A 14586-nucleotide genomic window follows, 5' to 3' on the forward strand; every position below is an offset into this window, starting at 1 on the left:
GTCATTCTTAAAATGCATTGATTGCGTCAATGACGTATGACTGTTCTTCCTCTGTCATGCCGTTGTACATAGGCAGAGAAAGTACCTGTGACGCGTACTGCTCGGTAATGGGGAAATCGCCCTTCTTATAACCCAGATACTGATAAGCCTCTGACAGATGGGGCGGAATCGGATAGTGAATAATCGTTCCGATCTCCTTTTCCTCCAGATATTTTTTCAGTTCGTCGCGCTGCTCGCTTCTGACTACAAACTGATGCCATACGGCGGTGGCTCCCTCCTGTACTCCCGGAAGAATCAGTTTGTCGTTCTGAATCTCTGCAAGATATCTGGCCGCAATCTGGCGGCGCTCCTCCTCGCACTCCTCCACATGGCGCAGACGCACACGAAGAAGTCCTGCCTGTAATTCATCCAGACGCGAGTTAGCTCCGACTACCTTATTGTAATAGCGTTTCTCGCTTCCATAATTGCGATACACACGGAAATCCTCAGCCAGTCCCGCGTCCTTCACAACCACTCCGCCGCCGTCACCAAAAGCGCCGATGTTCTTGGAAGGATAGAAGGAAAAGCAGCCCACATCTCCGAAGGTTCCGGTCATCTGACCATCAAAGCAGGCTCCATGGGACTGGGCACAGTCCTCCACCAGCTTCAGATTGTATTTTTCTGTCAGCTTCTTGACTTCGGCCATGTTGGAAGCCTGGCCATAGAGGTGTACCACCAGAATCGCCTTGGTGCGCTCAGTGATTTTCTCCTCGATCTTGGATACATCGATATTGTAATACGGATTCGGCTCCACGAAAATCGGGGTCGCGCCGTTCATGGTGATACCCATAACGCTGGCAATGTAGGTATTGCCCTGGACAATGACCTCGTCGCCCTTACCGATACCCAGCAGACGAAACGCGATCCACAGTGCATCCAGGCCGCTGGCCAGACCCACGCAATGATTGCCGCCTGTATAAGCCGCAAATTCCTCCTCGAAGCTCTTTACCTCATTGCCCAGCACATACCAGCCGGAGCGAAGCACCTCAAGGGCCTTTGACTCAAATTCCTCCTGATACCGGAAGAAGCCTCTGTCCATACGATTTGCCATAATCTTCATATCGTGACTGCCTCACTTTCTATTGTTCAGAATTTCTCCCCCTCGGTAAGAAATTCTCTGCATTCTTCTGTCCTGCAAAAGAGCAGAGCCTATTTGTACAAATAGTCTACTCGTACCTATCATCATAACATGGGTTGAAATATTCGTCAATCGACTTTCCATCTGCATCATCGTTCGTATCATCTGCTTCGGTCAGGAGCCTGGTCAGTTGTTCCGCGCCGATTCCGTTCAGATGATCCACGTCGATATAATCGTCTGCGGTCAGATTCAGAACTTCCTTTTTCGCCAGGTTGAAATCCAGATATTCCACACCGTATTGCTCTGCCAGCTGTTGTACAAAGTCATGGGCCGGGTCGTAGGGGCCGACAGCCTCCAGATACTGATCCAGGCTGGGAGCCGTCACAAACACCAGGCGGATGCCTTTCTCCCAGCAGAAATTCACGATTCTTTCTATATAAGAGACAGGATACGTCGTATCCAGCTGCATGTCATCGGCCACTTTGCCGAAATTGTCCCACCAGGTAATGGCGTCCACGTCCAATCGCGCGTCAGACCAAACGAAGCCCCGACCTGCGTACTGGTCTGCCTCCACGGTCACCGGCTCGTATTTCCGGTAGCTTTCGGCCTGCTTCTTCGCCAGATTTTCCCGTACGTACGCGAAGTCTCCAAGCTCCTGCCAGCTGCGCCGGAAGGGAAAGAAACGGTTCGTGTAATTCTTCGCCTCCGTGGTAGTCAGCAGGAAAGAAAGCTTATTCAAAGAAGGCCGCATATAGTCGGAAATGATATTGGCCTGCACCAGGTCACGGTCTTCGCTGTCCATAAACAGGAACTTGTAGTACATATCCAGATAGACGGTTTTTAGGTCGTAAAGTCTGGCCGCCTCCCGCAGAAGGTAGTAGGATGTATCGTAATTCTGGGAAGAAGAACCCAGATTGTATGCTGTCCTTCCGGTCAGTTCTTCGTAGAGTTCCGGGTCGTAGGCCCGGTAGCAATGGGAGCTTCCCAGGAACAGGGTATCAATCTCCTCGCCTGCGTCGGCGCGCTCATAGAGCTCATGCATAGTTAGCCTTGTGTAACTTTGACTGTCGTCCATCAGGAGGTAATTACAGAGTCTGATGAGACCGCAGAGCAGGGCTATGACTGCCACTATCATCAAAAGCCATCCGAACAGGGCTTGTTTTTTTGTTTTCACGGAAACTGAAGCCTCCTTTCCCGGACGTTCGGCCGCGCCATTCGCAAAACCGAACTATTACTTAAAACTGTGTATACAGAAATCCGCTGGTATCATAAGCCGCGCCGTACACGCCAAAGATGAGTACAGCCCCAAGCAGCGCCGTATATATCAGGCACCGCAGCACTGCATTTCGCTCCAGAATCCAGCTTTGGAACGCGAAGCCTTTTTCATTCAGCACGTCCTTCGCTATCACAGCCAGAATACCAAACACCAACAGCACCCACTCGAAACTGCCAAGCTGCATACCCGCAAAATCCTGCAAACGGAAATTCGTGAGAATCACCCTCAGCATTCCCTTTAAATCTCCCAGGGAATTCACCCGAAACACCATCCAGGTGGCGTCAACGAACAGGAATATCAGTACACGCTTCACTGCGCGCGGCACTTTCCAATTCTTAATATCGAAAATCTGTCCGATGCCATGCAGCAATCCCCACAGCAGAAAATGAAAGCCGGTTCCGTGCCAGATACCGCTGATCCCGAAGGTAATCAGGATATTGACGGCTCTGCGAAAGCGCCCCCTGCGGCTGCCACCCAGCGGAATATACACATAATCCCGAAGAAAGCTGCTTAAGGAAAGATGCCACCTGCGCCAGAAATCCTGCACGGAATCCGCCTGATAAGGCCGCTTGAAATTCACCAGCAAATCAAAGCCCAACAGTCCGGCAATTCCTCTCCCCATATCCGTATAGCCTGCGAAATCGCAGTAAATCTGAAAAGCGTAAAGCGCCGTCGCCAGAATGATTTCCACGCCGCCGAAGGCCCCAAACTGACTGTACACCGCATTAACCGGAATGGCAATGCGATCCGCAATCAACAGCTTTTCGCACAGACCCCAGAGCAATAACAGGGCGCTTCGCCGGATACGCTCCGGATCCCGCACCGGGAGCGTACCTATATTCTGAATCTGTCGGAGCAGATTGCCGCTGCGCTCGATGGGCCCCTGCACCAGCTTTGGGAAAAAAGCCTGGAACAGGGCGAAATTCAGGAGATTATGCTCGGCCCGCACGGTTCCGCGGTAAACGTCGGTTAAATAGCCGATGGCCTGAAAGGTATAGAAGGAAATACCGATGGGCAGGGCGATATTGCTGCGGTTGTATTTGAAAAAGCAGAGGACCGCCACGTGGAATCCCACGACTGCCACAAAAACGCCCGTTGCCAGGCTGCTTTTTTTCTGCTCTGAATCAGAACTTTTTCCGGCTTCCGGCATTGCCTTTGATTCTGCCTCAGCTTTTTTTACGCCATTTGTTATTCCATATTTTTCCAGTATCAATCCAGCCACCCAGGTCACCAGTGTGGACCCGATCAGCACCGCCAGATACTTTGTCCCAAAGGTCCCTAAAAAAACATAACTGGCCGCAAGAAGCCACACTGTCCGGAACCGTCCGGGCAGCATTAGATATACAAGCCATACGATTGAAAAAAAGACCAGAAAGGCCAGCGAAGTAAATCCCATACTTTCCTCCCTTTATTCCTGCACTTTTCCGAAAAACCGGCCCTCTGCAGGCCATTTCCCATAAAGCAGAAAATCAAGCAGCCGTACCCGCTTCGTAACTGCGATAATCGCCGCCGTGATGGCACTCATGGCGATAAAGGACGCCAGCACGAACAGGAACCATCCCGCCGAATACTGCGCATACACCTGTCCCCGGTTCAACACCGTGGCGAAATGGAAATGCACCACATAAATCTCCAGGGTATAGCCGCCCAGCCAGGCCAGAAACTTTTTGAACCGATTCGGACCGCATTTCCACAGAAGCCAGCAGACCGCTGCACAGCCCAGAAAGGAAGCAATGATCTGCCGCCCCAGTAAAAGAAGCGTGGTCACATCCTGAAGATCCAGCAGTACCGCCATGGTCAGAAGTCCCACAAGTGCCAGCGCACCGCCTGCGTTTTTCACCATTTCCGGCAAGGCTTTCAGGCGTTCCTTCTGCTCTCCGGCCAGATAACCGGCCAGATAGAATGGCAGATAAAGCCGGGTCAGTCCCGGACTTAAAAACTCCACGCCCACCAGTGTCTCCAGCAGAATCGCCGCCGCCAGTCCCAGATAGACTGCCCAAAACACAATTTTTCCGCCCAAAGCGCCAAAGCTCCGCTCTGCCACTGCGCCCGCCAGCTCTGCCGTATAGACCATCAGCGTCAGAAGAAACAGCGTCATCAGAAACCACAACCCCTTATCCAGCCCGAACAGAGTCTCCACAATATTCGCCACCGGATGCAGAGGATGCTGCAGCACGATCCAGAAAAAGAAGGGCGTCAGATAGCTGAGTGCCCGTTTTTTCAGCTTCGCGTCGTACGCGGAAAGGCTGGAAATTTTCCGCCCCATTCCGCACAAATAGCCGCTGACCAGAATGAACAGCGGCATTTGAATAACTTTTATTACATCGTAGATAATTCCGTCCTCCATATGGTTCCACACCAGGACGTGGCCCGTCATCACAAGCAGAATAGCCATGCCCTTGGTGGCATCTATGGTAAGACTACGGGATTTCTGACTCATAAATAATTACGATTCCTCATTCATCTTTGCCAGCTTTGCTGCCTGGTCGGCTGCGATGCAGGCGTCGATAATCTCCTGGATATCTCCGTTCATGATCTTATCCAGCTTGTACAGGGTCAGTCCGATCCGGTGATCGGTCACGCGGCCCTGGGGGAAGTTATAGGTACGAATCTTCTCAGAACGATCTCCGGTACCGATCTGGCTTCTTCTGGCCTCTGCCTCCGCGTCGTGGGCCTTCTGGCACTCGATATCGTACAGCTTGGCACGAAGCAAAGCGAACGCCTTCGCCTTATTCTGCAGCTGAGACTTCTCGGTCTGGCTGTATACCACGATTCCTGTGGGGTAATGGGTAAGACGTACCGCGGAGTCAGTGGTGTTGACACACTGTCCGCCGTTACCGGACGCACGCATGACGTCAATACGGATATCCTTCTCGTCGATCTGCACATCCACTTCCTCTGCCTCCGGCATCACGGCCACGGTAATGGTGGACGTGTGAATTCTTCCGCCGGACTCGGTCTCCGGTACACGCTGTACCCGGTGCACGCCGGACTCGTATTTCATCACAGAGTACGCGCCCTGACCGTTGATCATGAAGGTCACGCTCTTCATACCGCCGATGCCGATCTCGTCGGCTTCCATCAGCTCTACCTTCCAGCGGCGGCTCTCTGCGTAATGCACATACATACGGTAAATCTCAGCCGCGAACAGGGCAGCCTCGTCTCCGCCTGCGCCCGCGCGGATCTCCACAATAACGTTCTTGTCATCGTTGGGGTCTTTCGGCAGAAGCAGAATCTTCAGGGTGTGCTCCAGCTCCTCGATGCGGGCCTTCGCTTCGTTCAGCTCCTCTTTGAGCATCTCGCGCATTTCCTCATCGTTCTCTTCTTCCAGCATCATAAGACTCTCTTCCACAGTCTCTTTACACTTTTTGTATTCCTTATAAGCATCGACGATAGGCTGCAGATCACTCTGCTCCTTCATCAGCTTCCGGAAACGCTCCTGATCACTGACCACGTTCGGCTCATTCAGCTCGTTCATGATATCCTCGTAACGCAGAAGCAGGTCATCCAACTTGTCAAACATGCTTGTTCCTCCATTAAAATCTTATCTATTAAAACCTTCCACGACCCGGTCAAGTCCGGCCAGGTCCTTTACTACCTTTACATCTGCGAAGCCCTGCTGACGCAGAAGCTCTGCCACACACGCTCCCTGATCGCAGCCGATTTCCAGGAAAAGACCGCCGCCCGCCCGTAAGTACTTCGGCGCTTCTTCGGCTATTTTCCGGTAAAAATACAGTCCGTCCTCATGTCCATCCAACGCCATATAGGGCTCGTGGAGCCGCACCTCATCCATCAAGGTTTCGATCTCCGCCCTTTTTATATAAGGGGGATTGGACACGATTACATCAAAGGCGCTCTCTATCTTATCAAATAAATCGCTTTGAATAAGCGCTGCTTTCGCTCCCAGCCGCTCCCGGTTTTTCTCAGCCACCTTCAGGGCTTCCGGCGATAAATCCACGCCTGTACCTTCCACGCCGGGTTTTAGATGCAGCAGACTCAGGAGAATACAGCCGGATCCGGTACACAAATCCAGAAACTGCATCCCGTCCCTCAGAAACTTCGCTGTCTCCTCCACCAGAATCTCCGTGTCCTGTCTGGGAATCAGCACATGCTCATTTACATAGAAGGAAAGCCCCATAAATTCCTGCTCGCCGGTAATCTGCTGCAGGGGAATCCGCCGTTCCCGCTTTACAAGCGACGCCCGGTACTGCTCCTCCTGATCATGGGAAATGATTTCGTCCGGATACGCCAGATAATGACTGCGGCTCACGCCCGTACACCATTCCAGCAGATACCAGGCGTCGAGATCCGCATCCGGTACCTCTGCTGCGGTTAGTCTTTTCTTACCAAGGTTCCAGGCCTCCCGGAGCGTCATGCCTTTTCCTCCAGAACCTCTTCCACTTCTTTCGGTTCCCCGTCAAAGGTCTCTGCGGATGCTTTCTCATCCTCTTCCAGGATCTCTCCCATGTCGCCGGCCTGAAGCTGTGCTTCTTCCGCCTCGTCTACTGTCTCAGCTTCTTTCTCCAGTGGCTCTCTGCCCTGCCAGGTTCTCCAGTCAAAGACCGCTTCCACAGCGGCGATAGCCACCTCGATCATATCGTCGTCCGGCTCTCTGGTGGTCAGTCCCTGCATCCACATACCGGGACGGCTTAACGCCAGTACCAGCTTATTCTCGCTTCTTCCGGCCAAACGGATGAATTCATAGGACACGCCCGCGATCACCGGCACCAGTGCGATACGGAATACCACGCGGAGAATCGGGGATTCCACACGGATAAAGACGAAGAAAATGATGCTGACAATCATAACAATCAGCATAAAACTGGTTCCACAGCGCTTATGCTCCTTGGAGCTGCCGCGCACATTTTCCACATTGAGCTCCAGTCCGTGTTCCACGCAGTTGATGCATTTGTGCTCCGCGCCGTGATACTGGAACACCCGCTGAATATCCTTCATCCGGGAGATTAGCAGAATATAACCGATAAAAAGCAACAGACGAATGCCTCCCTCGATCAGCGCGAGCAGGGTATCGGATACGATGACCTTGCGAAGCAGCGCCGCTGCGAAATAAGGCAGAACCATGAAGATCGCTACAGCCATGACAATGGAAAATGCCACAGTCAGATCCATGACTACCTTCTCAGCTTTCTCGCCAAACAGCTTATCTATCAACTGATCCGCTTTGGACGGCTGGGTCTCTTCTTCGTCGTAAAAGCTGGCAGAAAAGGTCAGGCATTTCATGCCCAGCACCAGGGAATCCACGAAGCTGATAACGCCCCGCACGATGGGAAGCCGCTTCAGCCTTTTATTACCGATGCCCTCATAGGTACTCAAATGCACCTCGATCTCTCCGTCCGGCTTTCGCACACCCACGGAATAGACATCCTGATTTTTCATCATAATGCCTTCCAGAACCGCCTGTCCGCCGATTCCTGAATATCTTATCGTACTCATGTGTACTTTTTCCTCCATATATAGGCATTTCCTATTGTATGCAAAACGGGATGAGATCTTCCAACCTCACCCCGTGCTCACACTTATTGCTATTATTTTGTAATACCGTACTTACGATTGAATTTATCAATACGTCCACGAGCTGCAGCAGCCTTCTGCTGACCTGTGTAGAATGAGTGGCACTTGGAGCAGATTTCTACGTGGATGTCCTTCTTTGTAGAACCTGTTACGAATGTGTTGCCGCAGTTGCAGGTTACGGTTGCCTGATAATACTCCGGATGGATTCCTTCCTTCATGATTTTCACCTCTTCAAATTTATTTTGTGAACTTCTGGTTGCTGTTTCCCGGCCAATGCTGTTCCGATGTTTCCGCAGCAAGCTACCCCGGGCTATCCCTGCAAGTCCCTGCAGTTGAGCTGAACGCACACGTCTTTGCACATACAACAGCTTTTAGATTATAGCACAGGCTCGGGCGGATTACAAGCCGGAAAATTATATTTTTGAAAATAAATACTTTGTAACAGGAAAATCCTGCGGACTGACACTTATTCTCTGTCCGTCCGCAGGATTCTGTCTGTTCCTTCTATATAGAAGATTCTCTAGTTTTTAAGCTGCCTCGGTGCCTTTCTTCTTATTAAAAAGCTCCTTGCCCGAAGTGTATACAATAATCACACCCAACAGCATCAGCAGAATTGCCAACACAAGCTGCAGTCCCTCTACCATGAATACGCCGGTTCCTGCTGAAAATGCCTTTACCATGGCGATAGCTCTCTGTACCAGTGCCGTAAATGTTACACAAAGCATCACGATAAGGGGCGGGAACAGGGTCCGGTTCTCACGGCCTGTCACCTTCAGGAATACGCAGAGGGTAATCAGTACCAGTGCACTTAAGAGCTGATTTGCGCTTCCGAACAGCGGCCAGATATTCGCATAGCCGATCTGAGTCAGGATGTAACCAATCAGCAGGGTAACTACGGTGGAGAAGTACTTATTGCAGAGCAGCTTTCTCCAGCCTTCCGCATGCTCCATATCGTCTACGCTGAACAGCTCCTGGAAGGACATACGTCCAATACGGGCTACAGCGTCCAGACTGGTGAGCGCCAGGGCGGATACGCACATGGTCATAAAGCACTGGGCGATATAAACCGGCAGACCGAATATCTCCAGGAATCCGGCTACGCCGTTAGAGAAAATCTGGAACGGAGTTCCCACCGCCGCGGTTCCGTCTGCGGATGCTGCAGCGCCTGCCACACAGAGAGCCAGAACAGCCAGAAGGCTTTCCAGAACCATGGCGCCGTAACCAACCTTTACCATATCCTTCTCATTTTCAATGGTCTTGGATGAGGTCCCGGAGGATACCAGGCTGTGGAAACCGGATACCGCACCGCAGGCTACGGTAACGAACAGAATCGGGAACAGGTTACCAAGCTTCTCATTCTGGAAACCGGTATAGACCGGCAGGTTCATATTCGGATGAGCCACCAGAAGTCCTGCTACCGCGCCAAGAATCATGCCCACGAACATGAAGGTGGTCATATAATCACGGGGCTGCTTCATCAGCCACATCGGTAATACAGATGCCAGGAAAATATAAGCAAAGGTCACATACAGCCAGGTGCTCTTACCTGCTATCAGCGGCATATTCATGCCGAGAGCCAGGGACGCGAAGGTGAACAGCAGTCCTAAAACAACCTCTTTCCAGCCGTCCAGGTTAAACTTCTTCTGAAGCAGTCCGAATACTACCGCAAAGCCCATGAAGAACAGGGAAATGCTTCCGGCTGCGCCATTTACATCTGCAAGCTCCGCAAGGACCGTTGTGCCCTCTTCGGTAACCGTGTAGGCATTGAAGGTTCCGGCTACCATGTCGGCGAAGGCCGCAATGACAATCAGGGTAAACAGCCAGCAGAACAGCAGGAACAGCTTCCGTCCGGTCTTGCCGATATATTTCTCAATCAGCAGTCCCATGGATTTTCCTTCGTTCTTGACACTGGCATACAGGGCTCCGAAATCTGTGACGGCTCCGAAGAAAATGCCGCCGATAAGAATCCAGAGCAATACCGGAAGCCAGCCAAAGGCCGCCGCCTGAATAGCTCCGGTCACAGGGCCTGCGCCCGCGATGGATGAAAACTGATGGGCAAATACCACCCAGCCGTTGGTGGGTACATAATCCTGACCATCCTCTTTGAGTACAGCCGGGGTCTTAGCCTTCGGATCGATGCCCCATTTATTCGCCAGCCAGCGGCCATATAAGGTGTAGCCGGCCAGCAGGCATACTGCTGCGATTACTACGATAACAAGCGTGTTCATAATGTTACTCCTCCTCGATGTCTTTTATGTTTACGTCTTTGGTTTTGCCTGTCTCATTATCAAATTCAAATAGAATCCTGCTTTGCAGGATTCTCCGCCTGCGGCGGGTCGCCTTAGCGACATACTACCTCTCCGCCGCAGTGCGATCCTGTTTTTTGTATAGCAGGGAATTCCATCGGAATTTCCTGTTATACAAAAAAGCCTTCGCCTTCTCAGATTACTCTGAAGAAGACGAAGGCTTTCAAATCCTCCGCGTTACCACTTCTCTTGCTGACTCGATCGCTGTCAGCCTCTCAGTCACGTCCTCGAGCTCGTCCGGTCTCTTTTGTATCCCGGCTGCTTCCCGATTGAACATGTGCCCCGATAACGGCGGGCTTCCGGTTCCGACTACTTCTTGTGATATTTTCATCTGAACTGCTTGCAGGGGATGAATCTTTTTCCTGCCTGTTCCCTCACACCGACCGGGAACTCTCTGAAAAGCATTCTGAAAAAAATCCTTGTCCTGTTCATTGCATTTGACTTATGAAACAGTATGCTTGCATTATAGTCCTCTTTTTTCAAAAGTCAAGAGGGGGATTTGGAAAAAGGTTGTACTTTTTTCAATACACATTTTAGATAAATTTGTTCTTTTTCACGGTCTGCACGAATTCCGCGTTGTTCTTGGTACGGGCGAACATGTTCAGGATATTCTCCACAGCCTCCTCCGGCTTCAGGCCGTTCAGGCCTTTCCGGATAATATCCATGGCCTCCAGCTCCTCAGCTGTCAGAAGCAGATCCTCCCGACGGGTGCCGGACTTTGGAATATCGATGGCCGGGAATACGCGCTTCTCCTGCAGCTTCCTGTTCAGCACCAGCTCCATGTTACCGGTTCCCTTGAATTCCTCATAAATGACGTCGTCCATCTTGCTTCCGGTTTCTACCAGTGCTGTGGCCAGAATCGTCAGGCTGCCGCCCTCACGCATATTGCGGGCAGCGCCGAAAAAGCGCTTGGGCATATGCAGAGCCGCCGGATCAAGACCGCCGGACAGGGTACGGCCACTGGGCGGAACCGTCAGATTGTAGGCCCGGGCAAGACGGGTGATGCTGTCCAGCAGGATGACCACGTCCTTGCCGCTCTCCACCAGACGCTTCGCGCGCTCGATGACCATCTCCGCTACTCTCTTATGGTGCTCCGGCAGCTCGTCGAAGGTGGAATGAATCACCTCCACATTCGGCCCCTCGATAGCTTCTTTGATATCCGTAACCTCCTCAGGGCGCTCGTCAATCAGCAAAATCAACAGCTGCATGTCCGGATGGTTCCGGGTCACGGACTTGGCCACATCCTTCAGAAGAGTGGTTTTACCAGCCTTGGGCGGGGACACGATCATGCCTCTCTGTCCCTTTCCGATGGGGGAAATCAGATCGACGATCCGCATGGCGGTGCTTCCGCCCGGGCGCTCCAGATGGATCCGCCGATTCGGAAAAATCGGAGTCAGATCCTCGAAATTCCGTCTTCTGGCCGCCTCCTCAGGGCGCAGTCCGTTGACAGTCTTTAAGTACAGAAGCGCCGCGAACTTCTCGGTCTGGGCGCGGACTTTTATGTTCCCGCAGAGGATATCGCCTGTCTTCAGGTTATATCTGCGGATCAGGGCCGGATTGATGTAAATGTCGTTTTCACCCGGCAGATAGTTGTCGCTTCGGATAAAGCCGTAGCCGTCTGCCAGCACCTCCAGAATACCGTTGGCTACCTGGCCGCTATCCAGATTGGTGGACTGCTCCTGCTGGGGCTGAACCGTGGTCTGGGTCTGTGGCGCTGCACTGCGGTCATAGGAGGGGCGCTCGTAGGTGCGCTGTTCGTAGCGCTCATTCCGTTCCGGACGCTCATAACGTGTTGGCCGTTCTGTGCGTTCTGTGCGTTCTGTGCGTTCCCGCTGCTCTCTCTGCTCCTGACGCTGCTCATAGCGCTCCTGCCGTTCTTTCTGGAACTTCTCCGTCTGGGCAATCTGCTCCTGCCGGCTCACTTCCTCGTCCTTCTCCAGCATCCGCGTAATCAGATCGCTTTTTTTCAATGTGGACGTTCCTTTCATTCCTCTGGTTTTCGCAATACCTTTCAGCTCAGCCAGCGGCAATGATTCATACTGTTCTCTGGTCATTCCCTGTCCTCCTCATTCTACGCCTGTCAACTCTGTAATTTAAAATACGCAAACTTCTGCATTCTTTCTCATTGGGAATCCCGCCCGGATACAGGACGGATCGAAATTTTGAATTTATTATATCCTATTTTCTTCCTGTTTGCAATTCTATTTTTACTTCACAATCCGCCAAACTAATGATAAAATAAGAGAAATTAAAACAGGATGGTGTCTATTGTGATAAAAAAACTGATTTTGCCCGTTTATCTGTGGGCACACCGGCTGATGATGAAAATCTGCTGGAATATTTTCATACATTTTCCCCTGGATCGTAAAAAGGTGGTCTTCAGCAATTTCAACGGCGGCGGCTACGGCGATAACCCCAAGTTTATCGCCCAGGAATTCTTAAAACGAAACCTTGGCTGGAAGCTTTACTGGGTATCTGCCTCGAACTACGATCTGCCCCAAGGCCTTACACCTGTTCGGCCCAATACAATCGCTTTTGCCTGGCATATGGCCACAGCGGGCACCTGGATCGATGATACGAGAAAGCTCTATTATTTCAAAAAGCGGCCCGGCCAGTTCTATATCCAGACCTGGCACGGAGGATTGGGCCTTAAAAAAGTGGAAAAGGACTGCGAAGAAGCCCTCTCCAAGGAGTATGTAGCCTACGCGAAAATAGATTCGAAAAACATGGATCTTCTGCTGGCCTGCTGCCGCTGGGAGAGCGAATCCTACCGGGAAGCCTTCTGGTATGATGGTCCGATTCTGGAAAAGGGCATCCCGAAAAATGACATTTATTTTGAAGATCCCGCGCCCTATATCCAAAAGGTGCATCAGCATTTCGGCCTGCCTGAAGGCACGAAGCTGGCCCTCTACGCCCCCACCTACCGGGACAGCCGCAAGACCGATATGTACAACCTGGACTACAGCCAGCTCCTGTCCACGCTTGAGAAACGCTTTGGCGGCAGCTGGGCCGTTCTGGTACGGATGCATCCCAATGTCAGCTATAAAGACTACCCGCTGACCTATACAGACCGCATTCTGAACGCCAGCCCCTACGAGAATATGCAGGAGCTCCTGGTGGCCTCCGATATCATCATCAGCGACTACTCCGGCTGCGCCTTCGACTTCCCCATGATCGGCAAGCCCGGCTTCCTCTACGCCGAGGATTACGAGGAAATGAAGCGCACCAAGGATTACTATTTCCAACTGGAAGATCTGCCCTTTACGCTGGCGCTTACCAATGAGCAGTTGATGGAACAGATCGAACATTTTGACGAGCAGGATTATCAGAAAAAATGTAAGGAATTCTGTGATATGCTGGGCTTCTACGACGACGGGCATGCGTCGGAGACAGTCGTCGATTTGATTATTGAGAAGATGAAATCATAAATTTATGATCAATATTCACCGTTCGTCAATCATGCAAATATGTTGGCTCACTTGCACTCTCATTACATTTATGCAAGAAAGCGACTACGCCACATCGAGCGCAGCCGCTTTCCTGTTTTCTATTGATATTTCTTTATACTTATGGTATAACCAGAGACCAGAAACGGGTTTTCACCGCACTGCTTGTTGCGGCCTTCTCGTTTCTTTTTTATTCTATCACGATATCCAGATCCTCGTAGATTCCGACTTGTATTTTATCTCCGAACTTATGCAATACCGGCACTCCATCATCATCCTGCCGATATACGATAACCGATTCTTGGATAGGATCCACGATCCAGTACTCCCGGACTCCCGCCATCAGATACAGATTCATCTTTCTCAGATAATCCATCCTTTTGCTGGACGGCGACACAATCTCAATCACCCAGTCCGGCGCTTCGTGACAGCCCTTATTGTCCAGCTTATCCGGGTCGCAGACTACAGAAATATCCGGTTCCACATAGGCGTCATTCCCCTTGTCATCCTTCAGGAATACCCCGAAAGGTGCCGGGAATACCTCGCATTTTCCGTGTTTGGAGCGAATATAGTGCTCAATTTCATAGCTTATCGAATGTACCAGTCTCTGATGCCCCGTACTCGGCGGCGCCATCATATACAATTCTCCCTCTAACAGTTCCGCTCTCTCGCCCTCCGGCAGAGTAAAAATATCCTCCAACGTATAAATTTCCTGTTTCATCAAAGGCATCGCCATACCTCCTTTGTCTCTCCTTTCTTGATTATAATGGATTTTCAGGTTGAAGTAAAGGCTTCCGCATCTTTGGTAACATACAATTTTATTTCATCGTTTTTCGGAAATTCCGGAGAGATTTCTCCTGTGAAATACAGAAATTCGATACTGTGAGAATAGCATGTTTTATACTGAAA

The 14586-nt window shown here is 51.3% G+C and carries 12 protein-coding genes and 1 other annotated feature; of the genes, 1 reads left to right on the forward strand and 11 read right to left on the reverse strand.

Annotation, left to right across the window (positions count from 1 at the left end):
- Positions 1-7 precede the first annotated feature (7 nt).
- From ACTRC3_RS01645 to rho, 10 genes are all read right to left on the reverse strand, one after another.
- Complete coding sequence (locus tag ACTRC3_RS01645) at positions 8-1099, reverse strand: DegT/DnrJ/EryC1/StrS family aminotransferase (protein ID WP_440321045.1); 1092 nt, start codon at positions 1097-1099, stop codon at positions 8-10.
- A gap of 106 nt (positions 1100-1205) precedes the next feature.
- Entirely contained in the window at positions 1206-2291 is a 1086-nt protein-coding gene (locus ACTRC3_RS01650; protein ID WP_440321046.1) for a hypothetical protein, read from the reverse strand.
- 61 nt (positions 2292-2352) lie between these two features.
- Complete coding sequence (locus tag ACTRC3_RS01655) at positions 2353-3789, reverse strand: MBOAT family O-acyltransferase (RefSeq protein ID WP_440321048.1); 1437 nt, start codon at positions 3787-3789, stop codon at positions 2353-2355.
- Positions 3790-3801: 12 nt separating this feature from the next.
- Entirely contained in the window at positions 3802-4833 is a 1032-nt protein-coding gene (locus ACTRC3_RS01660; protein ID WP_440321050.1) for an acyltransferase family protein, read from the reverse strand.
- Between the two features lie 6 nt (positions 4834-4839).
- A complete protein-coding gene (gene prfA, locus ACTRC3_RS01665) occupies positions 4840-5916 on the reverse strand; it encodes a peptide chain release factor 1 (RefSeq protein WP_178038780.1) in 1077 nt (358 codons plus the stop codon).
- Between the two features lie 21 nt (positions 5917-5937).
- Entirely contained in the window at positions 5938-6768 is an 831-nt protein-coding gene (prmC, locus tag ACTRC3_RS01670; RefSeq protein WP_349163761.1) for a peptide chain release factor N(5)-glutamine methyltransferase, read from the reverse strand.
- On the reverse strand, positions 6765-7847 hold the full coding sequence (locus tag ACTRC3_RS01675; RefSeq protein WP_440321052.1) for a DUF1385 domain-containing protein: 1083 nt from the start codon (positions 7845-7847) through the stop codon (positions 6765-6767). The genes prmC and ACTRC3_RS01675 overlap by 4 nt, the downstream gene beginning before the upstream one ends.
- A 92-nt stretch (positions 7848-7939) precedes the next feature.
- Positions 7940-8143, reverse strand: a complete 204-nt coding sequence (gene rpmE, locus ACTRC3_RS01680; RefSeq protein ID WP_178038777.1) for a 50S ribosomal protein L31 — start codon at positions 8141-8143, stop codon at positions 7940-7942.
- 309 nt (positions 8144-8452) lie between these two features.
- The gene (locus ACTRC3_RS01685) at positions 8453-10153 is read right to left on the reverse strand and encodes a carbon starvation CstA family protein (protein ID WP_440321054.1); all 1701 of its coding nucleotides are present in this window, start codon (positions 10151-10153) and stop codon (positions 8453-8455) included.
- 224 nt (positions 10154-10377) lie between these two features.
- Positions 10378-10672, reverse strand: a binding site (T-box leader).
- Between the two features lie 92 nt (positions 10673-10764).
- Positions 10765-12285 (reverse strand): transcription termination factor Rho, encoded by a 1521-nt coding sequence (rho, locus tag ACTRC3_RS01690; RefSeq protein ID WP_440321056.1) that lies wholly within the window; start codon positions 12283-12285, stop codon positions 10765-10767.
- A 216-nt stretch (positions 12286-12501) separates the two neighbouring features.
- Here rho and ACTRC3_RS01695 point away from each other — a divergent pair, with 216 nt between their 5' ends.
- Entirely contained in the window at positions 12502-13659 is a 1158-nt protein-coding gene (locus ACTRC3_RS01695; RefSeq protein ID WP_440321058.1) for a CDP-glycerol glycerophosphotransferase family protein, read from the forward strand.
- A 208-nt stretch (positions 13660-13867) separates the two neighbouring features.
- Here the strand turns inward: ACTRC3_RS01695 and ACTRC3_RS01700 are convergent, their stop codons facing one another.
- Positions 13868-14407 carry a Uma2 family endonuclease gene (locus ACTRC3_RS01700; RefSeq protein ID WP_440321059.1) on the reverse strand — a complete coding sequence of 180 codons (540 nt, stop codon included), beginning with the start codon at positions 14405-14407 and terminating at the stop codon, positions 13868-13870.
- Between the last annotated feature and the right edge of the window lie 179 nt (positions 14408-14586).

The sequence above is a fragment of the Laedolimicola sp. genome (assembly GCF_051972735.1).
Classification (GTDB): Bacteria; Bacillota; Clostridia; order Lachnospirales; family Lachnospiraceae; genus Laedolimicola; species Laedolimicola intestinihominis.